Origin of the sequence: Agromyces sp. LHK192, from assembly GCF_004006235.1 — a bacterium.
GTDB lineage: Bacteria > Actinomycetota > Actinomycetes > Actinomycetales > Microbacteriaceae > Agromyces.
In genome coordinates, this window is the sequence record NZ_CP034753.1 from 2277322 (window position 1) to 2294301 (window position 16980).

Consider the following 16980-nt stretch of genomic DNA (forward strand, 5'->3'; position numbering starts at 1 on the left):
GGCCGCACTCGCCTCGATGCGCGATGCCGTGCCGCGCGCGGAACTCCGGATGGAACCGTTCCCGGCGCCCGGCTCGTTGGCCCCATACGCCGCGGCGCTCTCGGCAGACGTCGCGCCCACGCGCCACGCCGACGACTCGGACCTGGGAACGGGGCGGTTCGTCCTCCTCTACGATCCCTCGGAGCCGGAGGCCTGGGGCGGTCGGTTCCGCGTCGTGTGCTTCGCGCAGGCACCGCTCGAGACCGACATCGGCCTGGACCCGTTCGTCGCCGACGTGGCCTGGTCCTGGCTCGTGGACGCGCTCGACGCGCGCGGCGCCCACTACGTCGCCGCGAGCGGAACGGCGACCAAGATCCTCTCGACCGGGTACGGCGAACTCGCGCACCGGGGCGACGGCGCCCAGCTCGAGCTCCGCGCCTCCTGGACTCCGATCGACGCGCAGATCGCCCCGCATGTGGAAGGCTGGGGAGAATTGTTGTGCATGCTCGCCGGCCTCCCTCCACGTTCGGAGGGGGTCACCGCGCTGCCGCGTCGGAGGTACCGTGGTTGATTTCCGGGTGATCGATGAGCCCGCGTCCTTCGTCGGCGCCGTCGAGGCGCTGGCCGCAGGCGAGGGGCCGGTCGCGGTCGATGCCGAGCGAGCCAGCGGGTTCCGCTATTCGCAGCGCGCCTACCTGATCCAGATGTACCGACGCGGCGCGGGCACCTTCCTGTTCGATCCGCCGCAGATCACCGACTTCGCCTCCTTGCAGGCGTCGGTCGGCGCCGAGGAATGGGTGCTCCACGCGGCGAGCCAGGATCTCGCGTGCCTCCGGGAGGTCGGACTCGACCCGTCGCACATCTTCGATACGGAGCTCGCAGCCCGGCTGCTCGGGATGCCCCGGGTCGGGCTCGCCTCCGTCGTCGAGGAACTGCTCGGCATCAAGCTCGCGAAGGAGCACTCGGCCGCCGACTGGTCGACGCGACCGCTTCCCGAGTCGTGGCTGACGTATGCCGCCCTCGACGTGGAACTCCTCGTCGACGTCCGGGACGGCCTGGTCGAGCGGCTCGCCGATGCGGGCAAGTCCGCGCTGGCCGAGCAGGAGTTCGAGGCCGTGCTGCACAAGGAGGCCAAGCCGCCGGCCGCGGAGCCGTGGCGACGCCTGTCGGGGATCCACGGCATCCGCCACGCCCGAAACCTCGCCGTCGCCCGCGCCCTCTGGACGGCACGCGACGACCACGCCGCGGAGATCGACGTGGCCCCGGGCCGCCTCGTACCGGATGCCTCGATCCTCGCGGCGGCGAAAGCCCTCCCGCGTTCGAAGCGGGAACTCGCCGACCTCCGCACGTTCACCGGGCGGGCGAGCCGAACCGAGATCGATCGTTGGTGGGACGCGATCGAGACGGGCCTCGCCACGGCGGACCTGCCCGCGATCCGCGTGCCCAGCGACGCACCGCCGCCCCCGCGCGGGTGGGCGTCGAGGCATCCCGACGCCGATGCCCGTCTCCGCGCGGCGAAGGCAGCGGTGGCGACGATCGCGGAGCGCCTCGACATGCCCGTGGAGAACCTGCTGACCCCCGATCACCTGCGTCGGGTCGCTTGGCGGCCGCCGGCCGACCAGTCGGTCGATGGCATCCGCGAGGCGCTCGCGGCGCTGGGCGCGCGCCCATGGCAGCTTGACGCGACCGCACAGATTATCGCCGACGCTTTTGTGGAGGCAGCACAATCGCTGGAAGACGCGTCGCCGACCGGTTCGTAGGATCCGTCAACCGATGCCGAGCCCTCGGGAGCGCTTCATAGGATCGAAGCATTCCTGATCGAAAGGGAGCTGCAGCGTGGCTGAACGAGCTGATGTCGTGTTCGTCGACGGGGTCCGTACCCCGTTCGGGCGGGCCGGCGAAAAGGGCATGTACTGGAACACCCGGGCCGACGATCTCGCCGTCAAGGCGATCACCGGGCTGATCGAGCGCAACCCGAACCTGCCGAAGGACCGGGTCGACGACGTGGCGATCGCCGCGACGACCCAGCAGGGCGACCAGGGCCTCACGCTCGGTCGCACCTCGGCGATCCTCGCGGGACTGCCGATGACCGTGCCCGGATACGCGATCGACCGCATGTGCGCGGGCGCGATGACCGCCGTCACGACGGCGGGGTCGGGCATCGGCTTCGGCCAGTACGACGTCGTCATCGCGGGCGGGGTCGAGCACATGGGCCGGCACCCGATGGGGCTGGACGCCGACCCCAACCCGCGGTTCATCGCCGAGAAGCTCGTCGCACCCGACGCGCTCAACATGGGCAACACCGCCGAGCGGCTGCACGACCGGTTCCCGCAGCTCACGAAGGAGCGGTCCGACCGGTTCGGCATGCTGAGCCAGCAGAAGGTGCAGGCCGCCTACGACGCCGGCCACATCCAGCCCGACCTGGTGCCCGTCGCCATCCGCACGAACGAGGGCTGGGGCCTCGCGACCGAGGACGAAGGTCGTCGCCCCGAGACCACGATGGAGGGGCTCGCGACGCTCAAGACCCCGTTCCGGCCGCATGGGCGCGTGAGCGCCGGCAACGCCTCGCCGCTGACCGACGGCGCGACCGCCGCGATCCTCGCCTCGGGCGATGCGGTGAAGGAACTCGACCTCTCGGCGAAGATGCGCATGGTGAGCTTCGGCTTCGCCGGCGTCGAGCCCGAGGTCATGGGCATCGGACCGATCCCCTCGACCGAGAAGGCGCTCAAGCGCGCGGGCCTGGACATCTCCGACATCGGCCTGTTCGAGCTGAACGAGGCGTTCGCCGTGCAGGTCCTGAGCTTCCTCGACCACTTCGGCATCGCCGACGACGACGAGCGCGTCAACCCGTGGGGCGGCGCGATCGCCATCGGCCACCCGCTCGCGGCATCCGGCGTGCGCCTCATGCTGCAGCTCGCCCGCCAGTTCGAGCAGCACCCCGAGGTGCGCTACGGCCTGACGGCGATGTGCGTCGGCCTCGGCCAGGGTGGCAGCGTCATCTGGGAGAACCCCCACCACAAGCGCTACGGAAAGGGCCGTTGAGCTCCATGACCGACTACTCGAAGATCGACTTCTCCGGGCTCACCGCGGCGTTCGCCGACGACGAGGTCGTCACGCACTCGTACGTCCGCGACATCCGCCTCGCCTCGGGCAAGGTGCTCGCACTGATCACGCTCGACAACGGCCGCGACCACACCCGCCCGTCGACGCTCGGCCCGGTGACCCTGCTCGAGCTGAACGACCGGCTGGACGAGCTGCAGGCTCGCGCCGCGGCCGGCGAGATCCAGGCCGTCGCGATCACCGGCAAGCCCTACTTCCTCGCCGCGGGCGCCGACCTGTCGAAGGTCGGCGAGATCCCGAGCCGCGACATGGCGCTGCAGATGGGACAGCTCGGGCACTTCGTGCTCGGCAAGCTCGGCGAACTGGGCGTGCCGTCGTTCTGCTTCATCAACGGCCTCGCCCTCGGCGGCGGCGTCGAGATCGCCCTGAACTGCGACTACCGGACGTTGGATGCCTCGGCGCCCGCGCTCGCGCTGCCCGAGGTCTTCCTCGGCATCATCCCCGGCTGGGGCGGCGCGTACCTCCTGCCGAACCTCATCGGCATCGAGAACGCGCTCAAGGTCGTCGTCGAGAACCCGCTGAAGAACAACCGGATGTTGAAGGCGCCGGAGGCGTACGAGCTCGGCATGGCCGACGCGATGTTCGCCCCCGTGAACTTCCTCGAGGACTCCCTGAAGTGGGCCGACGGTGTGCTGGGCGGCTCGGTGCAGGTCAAGCGCCCGAACGCCCCCGGCAAGCTCGAGAAGCTCGCCAAGTGGGACATCGCGATCGGCATCGCGCGCAAGACGCTCGAGGCGAAGCTCGGCACCGTCGCGAAGTCGCCGTACCGCGCGCTCGACCTCCTCAAGGCCGCGAAGAGCGGCACCAAGGCCGAAGGCTTCGAACGCGAGGACGAGGCGCTCGCCGACCTCGTCGCGGGAGACCAGTTCGTCGCATCCATCTACGCGTTCAACCTCGTGCAGAAGCGAGCGAAGCGCCCTGCCGGTGCGCCCGACAAGTCGCTCGCCCGCAAGGTGACGAAGGTCGGCATCATCGGAGCCGGCCTCATGGCCAGCCAGTTCGCACTGCTGTTCGTGCGTCGGCTGCAGGTGCCCGTGGTCATCACCGACCTCGACCAGGCGCGCGTCGACAAGGGCCTCGCGTACATCCGCGACGAGATCGGCAAGCTCGAGCAGAAGGGTCGCATCGACGGCGACGAGGCCAACCGCCTGCGCGCCCTCGTGACCGGCACGACCGACAAGGCCGACTTCGCCGACTGCGACTGGGTCATCGAGGCCGTATTCGAGGACTTGGCCGTCAAGCAGCAGGTCTTCGCCGACGTCGAGCAGTACGTGTCGGAGACGGCGATCCTCGCGACCAACACCTCGTCGCTCTCGGTCGAGCAGATCGGCGCGAACCTGCGGCACCCGGAGCGAGTCGTCGGGTTCCACTTCTTCAACCCCGTGGCCGTCATGCCGCTCCTCGAGATCGTCAAGGCACCGAAGACCGACGACGAGACGCTGGCGACGGCGTTCGCGACCGCCGCGAAGCTGCGCAAGTCGGCCGTGCTGACCGCGGACGCCCCAGGCTTCGTGGTGAACCGGCTGCTCGCCAAGGTCATGGGCGAGGCGGCCCGTGCGGTCGACGAGGGCACGCCCGTGCCGGTGGTCGAGAAGGCGCTCGCACCGATCGGTCTGCCGATGGGCCCGTTCGAACTCATCGACCTCGTCGGGTGGGCGGTCGCCGCCCACGTGCAGGACACGATGGTGCGTGAGTTCCCCGAGCGTTTCTACGCCTCGGAGAACCTGCACACGCTGTCGAAGCTCGCCCAGGTCGTCGAGAAGGACAAGGCCGGGAAGGTCGTCGACCTGACCAAGGAGGCGAAGAAGGCGATCACGGTCGGCAAGACCGCCGTCGACGAGGCCACCATCCTCCGGCGCGTGGAGGACGAACTCGCCCGCGAGATCAAGCTCATGCTCGACGAGCAGGTCGTCGCCGCGGCCGAGGACATCGACCTCTGCCTGATCCTGGGCGCCGGCTGGCCGTTCCAGGCGGGCGGCGCGACGCCCTACCTGGACCGGGTCGGCGCGTCCGAGCGCGTGTTCGGCGACACGTTCCACCACCCCGCGATCCGCGGCGTCGGAGCTTGACCGCTCTCCGAACGACGAACGGGGCCCTGGCGAATGCCGGGGCCCCGTTCGCATGTGCAGCGGAGGACTGCGATCGTGGAACTCAGACCCGCGGCTGCGAACCGGTGTCGCTCGACACGGCCTCCATGCCCGCGCCGCGGGCGTGCGGCAGCTTCGCACCGAGCACCATCGCGGTGACGTCGCGCGCGATCTGCTGCGGCGTGAGCCCCACCCGCTCGAGGATCTGGCTCCGGGAGGCGTGGTCGAGGAACTCGTCGGGCAGGCCCAGTTCGGTGACCGCCGTGTCGACGCCCGCCTCGCGGAGGTCCTGCCGGATCCGCGTGCCGACCCCGCCGACTCGGATGCCGTCCTCGAGGCTGACCACGATGCGGTAGTCCCCGGCGAGCTCGATGACACTCCGGGGAACCGGGACGACCCAGCGCGGGTCGACGACCGTCGCGCCGATCCCCTGCGCCTCGAGCCGCTCGGCGACCTCGAGCGCGATGCCCGCCATCGGCCCGACGGCGACGATCAGGACGTCCTTGCGGTCGGCTTCGACGAGCACGTCCACCCCGTCGCCGGTCCGTCGCTGCGCGGCGTACTCGACGCCGACGGAGCCCTTCGGGAACCGCAGCACGGTCGGGGCATCCCGAACCCTCACCGCCTCGCCGAGCTCCTCGGCCAGCCGGACGGAGTCGCGTGGCGCGGCGATCCGGATGCCGGGCACGACCTGCAGGATCGAGAGGTCCCACACGCCGTGGTGACTCGGCCCGTCGGGCCCGGTGACGCCGGCACGATCGAGCACGAACGTGACCCCCGCGCCGTGCAGCGCGACATCCATGAGCACCTGGTCGAACGCGCGGTTCATGAACGTCGCGTACACCGCCACGACCGGGTGCAGGCCGCCGAATGCGAGGCCCGCGGCCGACGTCACGGCGTGCTGCTCGGCGATGCCGACGTCGAAGACGCGGTTGGGGAACCGCTCGGCCATCCGGTGGAGTCCCGTCGGGCGCAGCATCGCCGCGGTGATGCCGACGATGCGGTCGTCGCGCTCCGCGAGGCGCACCAGCTCGTCGGCGAAGACGCTCGTCCACGACGGCACGGACGACGTCTCGAGCGACTCGCCCGTCTCCGGGTCGATCTGGCCGACCGCATGGAACTGGTCGGCGACGTCGTTGAGCGCCGGCTGGTACCCGCGCCCCTTCTCGGTGATCGCATGCACGATCACCGGAGCACCGTAGTGCTTGGCCTGCCGGAGCGCGGCCTCCATCGCGTGCTCGTCATGCCCGTCGACCGGGCCCACGTACTTGATGTCGAGGTTCGAGTACAGCGCCTCGTTGTTCGTGAACCGCGCGAGGAAGCCGTGCAGGCCGCCGCGGACGCCGCGATAGAACGCGCGAGCCGGCCCGCCGAGGCGATCGAATGCGCGTCGGCTCGACAGGTGCAGGGTGCGGTAGGTGCGCTGCGTGCGGACCGAGTTCAGGAACCGGGCCATACCCCCGATCGTCGGCGCGTACGAGCGGCCGTTGTCGTTGACGACGATCACGAGGTTGCGGGTGTTGTCGTCGGAGATGTTGTTCAGCGCCTCCCACGTCATGCCGCCGGTGAGCGCACCGTCGCCGACCACCGCGACGACGTGTCGGTCCTCCTGCCCGGTCATCTCGAACGCCTTCGAGATGCCGTCCGCCCACGAGAGCGAGCTCGACGCGTGGGAGCTCTCGACGATGTCGTGCTCCGACTCGGAACGCTGCGGATACCCGGCCAGGCCGCCTCGCTGGCGCAGCGTGGAGAAGTCCTGACGTCCCGTGAGCAACTTGTGCACGTACGACTGGTGCCCGGTGTCGAACACGATCGCATCCTTGGGCGACTCGAACACGCGGTGGATCGCGATCGTCGTCTCGACGACGCCGAGGTTCGGCCCGAGGTGGCCGCCCGTCTTCGCGACGTTCTCGACCAGGTACCTGCGGATCTCCTGGGCCAGCTCCCCCAGTTGCTCCTGCGTCAGCGCGTCGAGGTCGCGAGGGCCGCCGATCTGCTCGAGCAGGGTCATCCGAACCGCCTTTCCCGACGCACCGGTGGTGCCGCGCACGTCGGACCGAGTCTACGCGCCCCGTCGCCGGGGCGCCTGAACGTCGCATGGCGCGCGGATATCGGCGCACACGCGAACGACGACTGCCCGCCCGGGACATCCGATGGTCGGATACCCGGAGCGGGCAGTCGTCGGAGTCGAACGCCTTACGCGTCGACGAGCGAACGGAGCACGTACTGCAGGATGCCGCCGTTGCGGTAGTAGTCGGCCTCACCGGGCGTGTCGATCCGAACGACCGCGTCGAACTCGACGGGCTGCTTGCCCTTGGGCGAGAACTCGCTCGGCTCGGCCACGACGCGCACGGTCTTCGGCGTCACACCCTCGTTGAGCTGCTCGAGCCCCGTGATCGAGACGATCTCGGTGCCGTCCAGGCCCAGCGACTTCCAGCTCTCACCGGCGGGGAACTGCAGCGGGACGACACCCATGCCGATGAGGTTCGAGCGGTGGATGCGCTCGAAGCTCTCCGTGATGACCGCCTTGACGCCCAGCAGGCTCGTGCCCTTCGCGGCCCAGTCGCGAGACGAACCCGAACCGTACTCCTTGCCGCCGAAGACGACGAGCGGAGTGCCCTGCTCGGCGTAGTTGGTGCACGCGTCGAAGATGTACGACTGCGGGCCGCCCTCGAGCGTGAAGTCGCGCGTGTAGCCGCCCTCGACGATCTGGCCGTCGTTGACGGCGGAGACCAACTCGTTCTTCAGGCGGATGTTCGCGAACGTGCCGCGGATCATGACCTCGTGGTTGCCACGGCGCGAGCCGTAGGAGTTGAAGTCCTTCTGCGCGACGCCGTGCTCGGTGAGGTACTGCGCTGCCGGGGTGCCCGCCTTGATGTTGCCGGCCGGCGAGATGTGGTCGGTGGTCACCGAGTCGCCGAGGGTCGCCATGACGCGGGCGCCGCGGATGTCGGAGACCGGCGTGAGGTCCATCTTCATGCCGTCGAAGTACGGCGCCTTGCGGACGTAGGTCGAGTCGTCGTCCCACTCGAACACCGGCCCGGTCGGCGTCGGGAGGTTCTTCCAGCGGTCGTCGCCGTCGAACACGGTGGCGTACTGCTTGATGAACTGCTCACGCGAGATCGAGGAGTCGATGATCTCCTGGACCTCGTCGGTGTCGGGCCAGATGTCCTTCAGGAACACCTCGTTGCCCTCGGTGTCGGTGCCGAGCGCGTCGGTCTCGAAGTCGAAGTTCATCGACCCGGCCAGCGCGTACGCGACGACGAGCGGCGGCGACGCGAGGTAGTTCATCTTGACGTCGGGGCTGATGCGACCCTCGAAGTTGCGGTTGCCCGAGAGCACCGCGGTCACGGCCAGGTCGTGGTCGTTGATCGCGGTCGACACCTCTTCGATCAGCGGACCCGAGTTGCCGATGCAGATCGTGCAGCCGTAGCCGACCGTGAAGAAGCCGACGTCCTCGAGGTCCTTGCCGAGGCCCGACTTCTCGTAGTAGTCGGTGACGACCTTCGAGCCCGGGCCGAGCGTGGTCTTCACCCACGGCTTGCGCTTGAGGCCCTTCTCGACGGCCTTCCGTGCGAGCAGGCCCGCGGCGATCATGACCGAGGGGTTGGACGTGTTCGTGCACGACGTGATCGCGGCGAGCGTGACCGCGCCGTTGTCGAGGATGTACGGATCGCCCGCGGGCGGGGTCACCTTGACCGGCTTGGACGCGTTGACGGGTGCACCGCTGTTGATGTGCACCGGGCGCGTGTCGGCCGCCTCCTCACCGGGCACGGCGCCGGGGTCGGAAGCCGGGAAGGAGTGCTTCGACTCGAGGTCGACGATGTCGGTCGAGGTCGAGGCCGTCGCGTAGCTGACGATGTCCTTCTCGAACTGCGCCTTCGACTCCGAGAGCAGGATGCGGTCCTGCGGGCGCTTCGGCCCCGCGATCGAGGGGACGACGGTGGCGAGGTCCAGCTCCATGTACTCGCTGAACGCGGGCTCGTTCGCGGGGTCGTGCCAGAGCGACTGCTCCTTGGCGTACGCCTCGACGAGCGCGAGCGTCTGCTCGTCGCGACCGGTCAGGCGGAGGTAGTCGATCGTGACGTCGTCGATCGGGAACATCGCGGCCGTCGAGCCGAACTCGGGGCTCATGTTGCCGATCGTGGCGCGGTTGGCGAGCGGGACGGAGCCGACGCCGGCGCCGTAGAACTCGACGAACTTGCCGACGACGCCGTGCTTGCGGAGCATGTCGGTGATCGTCAGGACGACGTCGGTGGCGGTGACGCCCGCGGGGATCTCACCGGTGAGCTTGAACCCGACGACGCGCGGGATGAGCATCGACACCGGCTGGCCGAGCATGGCCGCCTCCGCCTCGATGCCGCCGACGCCCCAGCCGAGGACGCCGAGGCCGTTGACCATGGTCGTGTGCGAGTCGGTGCCGACGCACGTGTCGGGGTAGGCGCGGACGACGTCGCCGTCGGCGGTGGAGACCGTGCGGTCGTAGATGACCTTCGCCAGGTGCTCGATGTTCACCTGGTGCACGATGCCCGTGCCCGGGGGCACGACCTTGAAGTCGTCGAAGGCGGTCTGGCCCCAGCGGAGGAACTGGTAGCGCTCGCCGTTGCGCTCGTACTCGATCTCGACGTTGCGCTCGAGGGCGTTCTCGGTTCCGAAGAGGTCGGCGATGACCGAGTGGTCGATCACCATCTCGGCGGGCGAGAGCGGGTTGATCTTCTTCGGGTCGCCGCCGAGCGCGGTGACGGCCTCGCGCATCGTGGCGAGGTCGACGATGCAGGGCACGCCGGTGAAGTCCTGCATGACCACGCGCGCGGGCGTGAACTGGATCTCGGTGTCGGGCTCGGCGGTCGGAACCCATGAGCCGAGCGCCTCGATCTGCTCCTTGGTGACGTTGGCACCGTCCTCGGTGCGCAGCAGGTTTTCGAGCAGCACCTTGAGGCTGAACGGCAGCTTGTCGTAGCCGGCGACGGTGTCGACCCGGAAGATCTCGTAGGACCGGTCACCGACCTGGAGCGTGTCCTTCGCCCCGAAACTGTTCACTGCAGACACGATGTCCTCTCCTTCGCGGGTGCCCGCAACGGGAGGCACCGGCATCTCGATCATGCTCGTCGGACAGGGGCGCTTCCAGCAAGGCTAACCTAACGGGAATTCGGCCGCCCGACTGCTCGGCGACCCGCAAAACTATCTCGACGTCGAGATAACTCTATCACTCGCCGGATGGCTTCGGCGCCCACGCCGCACGCACCACGAGCCAGGTGAACACGAGCATCAACGCATAGAGCGGAACGCCCATCAGCAGTCTCGTGAGCCCGAGCGCCTGCACGTTGTCGGCGAAGTACAGGGGCACCTGGACGACCAGCCGGAGGACGAAGAACCCGATCCACGCGATCGTGAGGAACTGGGCCAGCCGGACCTTGCGACGATCCTCGCGCCACCCGGTGCCGTCCCCGACGAGGAAGCCGACGATGAGGCCGAGAGCCGGCCAGCGGACGAGCAGCGAGACCAGCAGCGCGACCGCGTACCCCGCGTTCGTGAAGAACCCGAGGGCGTAGTTGTCGCGCGCGTCTCCCGACCAGAGGGCGAGCGCCGCAGACAGGAGCACGCCGACGAGGCCGCCGATCGCCTGCGTCGGCTGCCCCTTCACCACCAACCTCGCGACCGTGAACACGATCGCCAGGCCGACGGAAGCCACGAGCGACGGCACGAGCGCCGCCTGCGCGGACTGCCCGCCGAAGCTCGTGAGCACCGAGTAGACCACGAGGAACACGAGTCCGGGAAGCAGCGCCTCGAGGACACCGCGGATGCCTCCGACCGCCGTGAGCACGTCGCGGGCCGTGAGCTTCTCGTCGCGGGCGAAGCCGCCGAGCCCGCTCCGCTCCGCCGCCTGGGCGAACTGGCGGGCGAACTCGGCCTTCGCGTCGGCAGTCCCGGCCTCGCCGGCATCGGCGGCGGAGCCGCCGCGGGAGGCTTCGTCGCGCGCGCCCGGGTCGTCGGGCAGGCGGTCGTCGGGCTCCGGACTCAACGCGCCGGACCGGCCGGACCGGCCTGGCCGGCCTGACCGGCCGCAGGCATCCGCAGTGGAATGAGGTCGCGCGGGGGCATCGGCGTGGATCCGCGGACGACGACCAGCGAACGGAAGAGGTCTTCGACCTGCGCCGCTGCGGCCGGGTCGACGGCAGCCTCGCCGGCGATCACGCCCCGCAGGAACCAACGCGGCCCGTCGACGCCGATGAAGCGGGCGAGCCGGGTGTGCGCCGGCTGCTCGGCGGTCGCGGCCACCGGGATCTGCGCGAGCAGCTCGGGGCCGAACGCCCCCTCCCTGACCGTCGTGGTTCCGCCCTGGCGGGCGATCTGCTCCGTGATCTGGCCTCGGATCTCGTGCCAGAGCCCGCTCGTTCGCGGGGCGGCGAACGCCTGGACCTGCAGCGTCGAGTTGGCGTAGTCGAGGCCGATCGCGACGACCCGCTTGGTGCCCTCCTCGATCTCGAGGCGCAGGTGCAGTCCCTCTCGCGGGAGCACCTTCACGCCGCCGAGGTCGACGTACGGGCGGACCGGGTTGGCCTCCGCCTCGTCGAGCGGGCCGTTGGTCTCCCGATCGTCGGGTGCGGACTTGGGCTGGTCGACTGGGACGTCGCCGTTGTTCTCGATGTCGCTCACGCGTTCACTCCTCGCTGGTGCTCGCCGAAGCCGGTCGAGCCGAATCCCCCCTCGCCGCGGTGGCTGCCGGGCAGTCGCTCGACCTCGACGAAGCGCGCGCGGCTGACCGGCATCACGACGATCTGGGCGATCCGATCGCCCTTCTCGATGCGGTGCGCCTCACGCTGGTCGGTGTTGAGCAGTGCGACCTTGATCTCGCCGCGGTAGCCGGCGTCGACCGTGCCCGGCGCGTTCACGATCGTGATGCCGTGCTTGAAGGCGAGCCCCGACCGAGGCACCACGAACGCGACGTATCCGTCGGGCAGCGCGATCGAGACTCCGGTGCCGACCGCGGCCCGCTCGCCGGGCTCGAGCACCAGCGACTCGGAGGCGTGGAGATCGGCTCCGGCATCGCCGGGATGGGCGTAGGTGGGAACGCGGTCTGCCGTGATCAGCACGTCGACGGAATCGGTCACCGTTCGAGGGTAGTGCAGAAGTCTGGTCGAATAGATCCATGTCCGACTATCGCGAGCGCATGTGGCCGTCCCCCTGGATCTGGGTGGCGAGCCTGCTGCTCATCCCCGCGAGCATGCTCGTGCTGGCCCCGGTGTCGCTGCCCGCGGGCATCGTCACCGGGATCGTGCTCTACGCCGGCGCGCTCGGCGCGCTCTCGCTGACGGCCCCCGTCATCGAGGTCGCCGACGGCCGGCTCCGTGCCGGACGCGCCGAGATCGACCTCGCGCACACGGGATCACCCGTCGCGGTCGCCGATGCGGAGGCCACTCGCGCCGAGCTCGGCCTGCGCCTCGACGCGCGGGCCTTCCTCGTCATCCGAGGCTGGATCAAGTCGTTGGTCCGGATCCCGATCACCGACGCCGCCGACCCGACGCCCTACTGGCTGGTGTCGACGCGCCGACCGGACGAACTGGCCGCCGCGATCGATCGATCGCGGCGGCCCGATGCGGAACCGACCGAGTAGGTCAGGAAGCGCACTCCAGGCAGATCGCCCCGAGCTTGGTCTCGTGGTCGATCTGCGAGCGGTGCTTCACCAGGAAGCAGCTCACGCAGGTGAACTCGTCGGCCTGCGGCGGGAGCACGACGACGTCGAGCTCGACGTCCGACAGATCGGCTCCGGCCAGGTCGAAGCTACCGGGGTTGTCGGCGTCCTCGACGTCGACTGCTCCGGAGAGCTTGTCGGGAACGCGCTCCTTGAGGGCCTCGATCGACTCGGAGTCGTCCTCGGTCTTCCGCGGTGCGTCGTAATCCGTTGCCATGCCCATCCATTCGTTGTTGCGCCGTGAATTCGGCGGCCATAGTTTGCACGAAATACCCTCCGTTGGCAAACTCCCGCGCGGTTCGCGACGATCGATCACTCGTTCAACTTCCGGCGCGCCCGCGCTATTCCCGGGTTCCCGCCTCGCCCATGGCATCCTTGGCCGGAGACGAAAGCACGGAAGGGCTTGTCGCGATGCAAGAACTCAAGGTGATCGGTGTGGAGAGCGGTGCACTCATCGCCGCCTCCGATGATGGTGCCCGCTTCCGGATCGAGATCGACGACGTGCTCCAGTCGCGGATCCGACAGGCGCACCCGGAGGTCCACCAGGGCCCGAAGCTCTCCCCACGCGAAGTGCAGGCGCACATCCGCGCGGGGCTCAGCTCCGACGAGGTCGCGAAGCTCACGGGTGCCTCGGTCGACTACGTGCGGCGCTTCGAAGGCCCCGTGATGGCCGAGCGCGAGCACATGGTCACCTCGGCCCTCGCCGTTCCGGTGCACGTGTCGGGAGAGGTCGACCCCTCGGAGGATCCGCTCTCCTTCGGCACGGTGATCCGGGAGCGCCTCGCCAAGCTGGACGCCCTCGGCGAGCGGTGGGCCAGCTGGAAGGACGAGGAGCGCGGCTGGATCGTCAAGCTCGAGTTCACCGCCGACGCGATCGACCACGACGCACGGTGGGGCTTCGATCCTCGCCGCAGGGCGTTGCAGCCGATCAACTCGGAGGCGATCACGCTGTCCCAGCAGGGCGAGTTGAAGGACGGCCTCATCCCGCGCCTCCGTGCGGTCGGCGGTGACCCCGACCAGTCACGGTTCGACAGCGGCGCGTTCACCTTCGAGGAACCGGAGCCCGAAGCGCCGCAGGAAACCGCACCACCGGCCGAGTCCCTGCCGTACGGTCGACCGACGCCGCTCGCACCCCAGGTGTCGAGCCCTGCGGCCGCCCGTGCGGCCATCAAGCGAGCCGACGAGCCCACGCAGGTGCAGAGCGAGACCGCGGACCTCCTCGAAGCACTCCGGCGACGCAGGGGCGAGCGTGAGGCCGCTGCCAACGATCCGACACCGGCACTCGTTCCCGCCGCGCCGATGCACGTGTCGCCCGCGCAGGCCACTCCCTCCGGCAGCGGCCCTGATGCCGCAGCACCGACGCCGCAGGTGGCCGCCCAGGCCTCGGAACCCACCCTCGACCTGCCGGACGAGGAGCAGCCCGGCGCGGCCGCGCGCTCGCTCTGGGGCGGGAAGGCGTCGTCCGGCGCGGGCCGCACGGCGAAGAAGGGTCGCGCATCGATGCCCAGCTGGGACGAGATCGTGTTCGGCGCACGTACGGACGACGACCTGGCCTGACCGGTCACTCGTCGCCATCGGGCACCTCGGTTGCCCCGAGCCGGCGGTGTCGGCACCCACTGCTAGCGTTCGAACATCTGTTCGAACGAAGGGTGCGGCGATGTCACGAGTGCAGGAGTTCGTCGAGGTCTGGCCCGATGAGTCCGGCGAGCCGAAACGTCTCGTCTGGCGCGGTCGGCGCTTCCGGGTGAGCGATCGGCCGACGCCGCTGGTGGGCCCTGCCGAATGGTGGGAGCCGTTCGCCGGCCACGACGTCTCCCCCGGCCGCCATCCGCTGTCGATCGCCGACTGGCGCTTCCAGGCGGGTACCGAAGACGGCGAGACCCACATGTTCGACGTGGGTCGCGACGGAGACCGCTGGCGGGTGCTGGGCGTCTTCGACTGAACCGGGAGCTAGGCCGACTTCTCGGCGCGGCGCGGCTTGTGCGGCACGATCGTCGGCGCGGCGTTGTCGAGCACGGCTGCGCGCGTGACCACTACGCGCGCGACCCCGGTCGTGCTCGGCACCTCGAACATGATCGGACCGAGCACCTCCTCCATGATCGCGCGGAGGCCGCGAGCGCCCGTCTGCCGCAGCACGGCGAGGTCGGCGATCGCCTCGAGCGCCTCGCCCTCGAAGTCGAGCTGCACGCCGTCGAGCTCGAACATGCGTTGATACTGCTTCACGAGGGCGTTGCGCGGCTCCGTGAGGATCTCCATGAGCGCCTCGCGGTCGAGCGGCGAGACGGTCGTGACGACCGGGAGTCGGCCGATGAACTCCGGGATGAGGCCGAACTTGTGCAGGTCCTCGGGCAGCACCTCGCTGAAGATGTCGCCCTGATCCTGCTTGCTGTGCAACGGCGCCCCGAACCCGATGCCGCGCTTGCCGGCACGCGACGAGATGATGTCCTCCAGTCCGGCGAACGCACCGGCGACGATGAACAGCACGTTCGTCGTGTCGATCTGGATGAACTCCTGATGCGGATGCTTCCGCCCACCCTGCGGCGGCACGGACGCGACCGTTCCCTCGAGGATCTTCAGCAGCGCCTGCTGCACGCCCTCGCCGGAGACGTCGCGGGTGATCGACGGGTTCTCGGCCTTGCGGGCGATCTTGTCGACCTCGTCGATGTAGATGATGCCGGTCTCCGCACGCTTCACGTCGTAGTCGGCGGCCTGGATCAGCTTCAGCAGGATGTTCTCGACGTCTTCGCCGACGTATCCCGCCTCGGTGAGCGCGGTCGCGTCGGCGACGGCGAACGGCACGTTGAGCTGCTTGGCGAGGGTCTGCGCGAGGTAGGTCTTGCCGCAGCCGGTCGGGCCGATGAGGAGGATGTTCGACTTCGCGAGCTCGACGTCGTCGCGGTGGTCCGCCGAGGTGATGGCCTGCTTGGCCCGGACGCGCTTGTAGTGGTTGTAGACCGCCACCGCGAGTGCGCGCTTCGCGACCTCCTGGCCGATGACGTACTCCTCGAGGAAGGAGAAGATCTCCTTCGGCTTCGGCAGTTCGAACTCGCCGGACTCCGTCTCGGTCGCCTCGGCGAGCCGCTCCTCGATGATCTCGTTGCAGAGTTCGACGCACTCGTCGCAGATGTAGACGCCTGGGCCGGCGATGAGCTGCTGGACCTGCTTCTGGCTCTTTCCACAGAACGAGCACTTCAGCAGGTCGGCGCTCTCCCCGATGCGTGCCATCGCATCCTCCCTCTCGACGAGTCTGCTCCGAGCCTAACCCGTACCGGCGGGCTTGCGGCGGAGCGGCGCGCATTCGTGCAGACCCGCGGTTCGCCGAGGGCGAATCCGTTGCCCTCGCGGACGCACGGATGCCCCGGTGCGGGCACCGGGGCATCCGATTCGCGTCTGCGACGCGCGATGACGGGGTCAGCGCGTGAGCGCCGGCAGCGTCTTCCGCGAGGTGAGCACCTGGTCGATGAGGCCGTACTCGAGCGCCTCGTTCGCGGACAGGATCTTGTCACGGTCGATGTCGCCGTTCACCTGCTCGATCGAGCGGTTCGAGTGCTTCGAGAGGGTCTCCTCGAGCCAGGTGCGCATGCGAAGGATCTCAGCCGCCTGGATCTCGATGTCGGACGCCTGGCCGTGACCGGCTTCGCCCATCGCGGGCTGGTGGATCAGGATGCGGGCGTTCGGCAGCGCGAGTCGGCGACCGGGTGTGCCCGCCGCCGCGATGACGGCCGCGGCCGAGGCCGCCTGCCCGAGCACGACCGTCTGGATCTGCGGACGGATGTACTGCATCGTGTCGTAGATCGCGGTCATCGCCGTGAACGAGCCGCCGGGCGAGTTGATGTACATCATGATGTCGCGGTCGGGGTCCATCGACTCGAGCACGAGCAGCTGCGCCATGATGTCGTCGGCCGACGCGTCGTCGACCTGGACGCCGAGGAAGATGATGCGGTCCTCGAAGAGCTTCGCGTACGGGTCCTGGCGCTTGAAGCCGTAGGCCGTGCGCTCCTCGAAGCTCGGGAGGATGTAGCGGGAGCCGGGCGCCTGGGTGCCCGAGAAGGCGGTGCCGCCGAAAGCAGGGCCACCGAAGGTAGGTGCAGTCATTCGCGT

At 69.5% G+C, this 16980-nt stretch carries 15 protein-coding genes; 7 read left to right on the top strand and 8 right to left on the bottom strand.

The genetic code is table 11. The annotated features are described in order from the left end of the window. Window positions 1–16: 16 nt before the first annotated feature. The 4 genes from ELQ40_RS10240 to ELQ40_RS10255 all read left to right on the top strand — a co-directional run bounded on the left by ELQ40_RS10240 (window position 17) and on the right by ELQ40_RS10255 (window position 5168). Window positions 17–550, top strand: a complete 534-nt coding sequence (locus ELQ40_RS10240) for a DUF3000 domain-containing protein (RefSeq protein WP_127795247.1) — start codon at window positions 17–19, stop codon at window positions 548–550. After that, window positions 543–1739, top strand: a complete 1197-nt coding sequence (locus tag ELQ40_RS10245) for an HRDC domain-containing protein (RefSeq protein WP_240665735.1) — start codon at window positions 543–545, stop codon at window positions 1737–1739. The genes ELQ40_RS10240 and ELQ40_RS10245 overlap by 8 nt, the downstream gene beginning before the upstream one ends. A gap of 76 nt (window positions 1740–1815) precedes the next feature. Next, a complete protein-coding gene (locus tag ELQ40_RS10250; protein ID WP_205649315.1) occupies window positions 1816–3021 on the top strand; it encodes a thiolase family protein in 1206 nt (401 codons plus the stop codon). 5 nt (window positions 3022–3026) lie between these two features. After that, window positions 3027–5168 carry a 3-hydroxyacyl-CoA dehydrogenase NAD-binding domain-containing protein gene (locus tag ELQ40_RS10255; protein ID WP_127795249.1) on the top strand — a complete coding sequence of 714 codons (2142 nt, stop codon included), beginning with the start codon at window positions 3027–3029 and terminating at the stop codon, window positions 5166–5168. 82 nt (window positions 5169–5250) lie between these two features. Here ELQ40_RS10255 and dxs read toward each other — a convergent pair whose 3' ends face one another. The 5 genes from dxs to dut all read right to left on the bottom strand — a co-directional run bounded on the left by dxs (window position 5251) and on the right by dut (window position 12298). After that, on the bottom strand, window positions 5251–7197 hold the full coding sequence (gene dxs, locus ELQ40_RS10260; protein WP_127793597.1) for a 1-deoxy-D-xylulose-5-phosphate synthase: 1947 nt from the start codon (window positions 7195–7197) through the stop codon (window positions 5251–5253). A 185-nt stretch (window positions 7198–7382) separates the two neighbouring features. Beyond that, window positions 7383–10235, bottom strand: a complete 2853-nt coding sequence (locus ELQ40_RS10265; RefSeq protein ID WP_127793598.1) for an aconitate hydratase — start codon at window positions 10233–10235, stop codon at window positions 7383–7385. A 157-nt stretch (window positions 10236–10392) separates the two neighbouring features. Continuing rightward, complete coding sequence (locus tag ELQ40_RS10270; RefSeq protein WP_127793599.1) at window positions 10393–11208, bottom strand: DUF3159 domain-containing protein; 816 nt, start codon at window positions 11206–11208, stop codon at window positions 10393–10395. After that, the gene (locus tag ELQ40_RS10275) at window positions 11205–11843 is read right to left on the bottom strand and encodes a DUF3710 domain-containing protein (RefSeq protein ID WP_127793600.1); all 639 of its coding nucleotides are present in this window, start codon (window positions 11841–11843) and stop codon (window positions 11205–11207) included. The genes ELQ40_RS10270 and ELQ40_RS10275 overlap by 4 nt, the downstream gene beginning before the upstream one ends. Beyond that, window positions 11840–12298: a dUTP diphosphatase gene (dut, locus tag ELQ40_RS10280; RefSeq protein ID WP_127793601.1), complete on the bottom strand. Its 459-nt coding sequence runs from the start codon at window positions 12296–12298 to the stop codon at window positions 11840–11842. Before dut ends, ELQ40_RS10275 begins: the two co-directional genes overlap by 4 nt. 38 nt (window positions 12299–12336) lie before the next feature. Between dut and ELQ40_RS10285 the strand changes: the two genes are divergently transcribed. Continuing rightward, a complete protein-coding gene (locus ELQ40_RS10285) occupies window positions 12337–12801 on the top strand; it encodes a DUF3093 domain-containing protein (protein ID WP_127793602.1) in 465 nt (154 codons plus the stop codon). 1 nt (window position 12802) lies between these two features. On the opposite strand, the gene ELQ40_RS10290 is transcribed toward ELQ40_RS10285, so the two are convergent. After that, window positions 12803–13096: a DUF4193 domain-containing protein gene (locus ELQ40_RS10290; RefSeq protein WP_127795250.1), complete on the bottom strand. Its 294-nt coding sequence runs from the start codon at window positions 13094–13096 to the stop codon at window positions 12803–12805. A gap of 23 nt (window positions 13097–13119) precedes the next feature. Between ELQ40_RS10290 and sepH the strand changes: the two genes are divergently transcribed. Together sepH and ELQ40_RS10300 are read left to right on the top strand one after the other, a co-directional pair. Beyond that, complete coding sequence (sepH, locus tag ELQ40_RS10295; protein ID WP_370296335.1) at window positions 13120–14436, top strand: septation protein SepH; 1317 nt, start codon at window positions 13120–13122, stop codon at window positions 14434–14436. A gap of 100 nt (window positions 14437–14536) precedes the next feature. After that, window positions 14537–14821: a hypothetical protein gene (locus tag ELQ40_RS10300; protein ID WP_127793603.1), complete on the top strand. Its 285-nt coding sequence runs from the start codon at window positions 14537–14539 to the stop codon at window positions 14819–14821. Between the two features lie 8 nt (window positions 14822–14829). On the opposite strand, the gene clpX is transcribed toward ELQ40_RS10300, so the two are convergent. Both clpX and ELQ40_RS10310 read right to left on the bottom strand, forming a co-directional pair. Next, on the bottom strand, window positions 14830–16104 hold the full coding sequence (gene clpX / locus ELQ40_RS10305) for an ATP-dependent Clp protease ATP-binding subunit ClpX (protein ID WP_127793604.1): 1275 nt from the start codon (window positions 16102–16104) through the stop codon (window positions 14830–14832). A 186-nt stretch (window positions 16105–16290) separates the two neighbouring features. Further along, window positions 16291–16974 carry an ATP-dependent Clp protease proteolytic subunit gene (locus ELQ40_RS10310; RefSeq protein WP_127793605.1) on the bottom strand — a complete coding sequence of 228 codons (684 nt, stop codon included), beginning with the start codon at window positions 16972–16974 and terminating at the stop codon, window positions 16291–16293. Window positions 16975–16980: the final 6 nt, after the last annotated feature.

Bases quoted from the DNA above. Each gene is read 5' to 3' on its own strand.
- ELQ40_RS10240 (WP_127795247.1), top strand. From the start codon at position 17: ATGCGCGATGCCGTGCCGCGCGCGGAACTCCGGATGGAACCGTTCCCG.
- ELQ40_RS10255 (WP_127795249.1), top strand. From the start codon at position 3,027: ATGACCGACTACTCGAAGATCGACTTCTCCGGGCTCACCGCGGCGTTC.
- dxs (WP_127793597.1), bottom strand. From the start codon at position 7,197: ATGACCCTGCTCGAGCAGATCGGCGGCCCTCGCGACCTCGACGCGCTG.
- ELQ40_RS10285 (WP_127793602.1), top strand. From the start codon at position 12,337: ATGTCCGACTATCGCGAGCGCATGTGGCCGTCCCCCTGGATCTGGGTG.
- ELQ40_RS10290 (WP_127795250.1), bottom strand. From the start codon at position 13,096: ATGGCAACGGATTACGACGCACCGCGGAAGACCGAGGACGACTCCGAG.
- ELQ40_RS10300 (WP_127793603.1), top strand. From the start codon at position 14,537: ATGTCACGAGTGCAGGAGTTCGTCGAGGTCTGGCCCGATGAGTCCGGC.
- clpX (WP_127793604.1), bottom strand. From the start codon at position 16,104: ATGGCACGCATCGGGGAGAGCGCCGACCTGCTGAAGTGCTCGTTCTGT.
- ELQ40_RS10310 (WP_127793605.1), bottom strand. From the start codon at position 16,974: ATGACTGCACCTACCTTCGGTGGCCCTGCTTTCGGCGGCACCGCCTTC.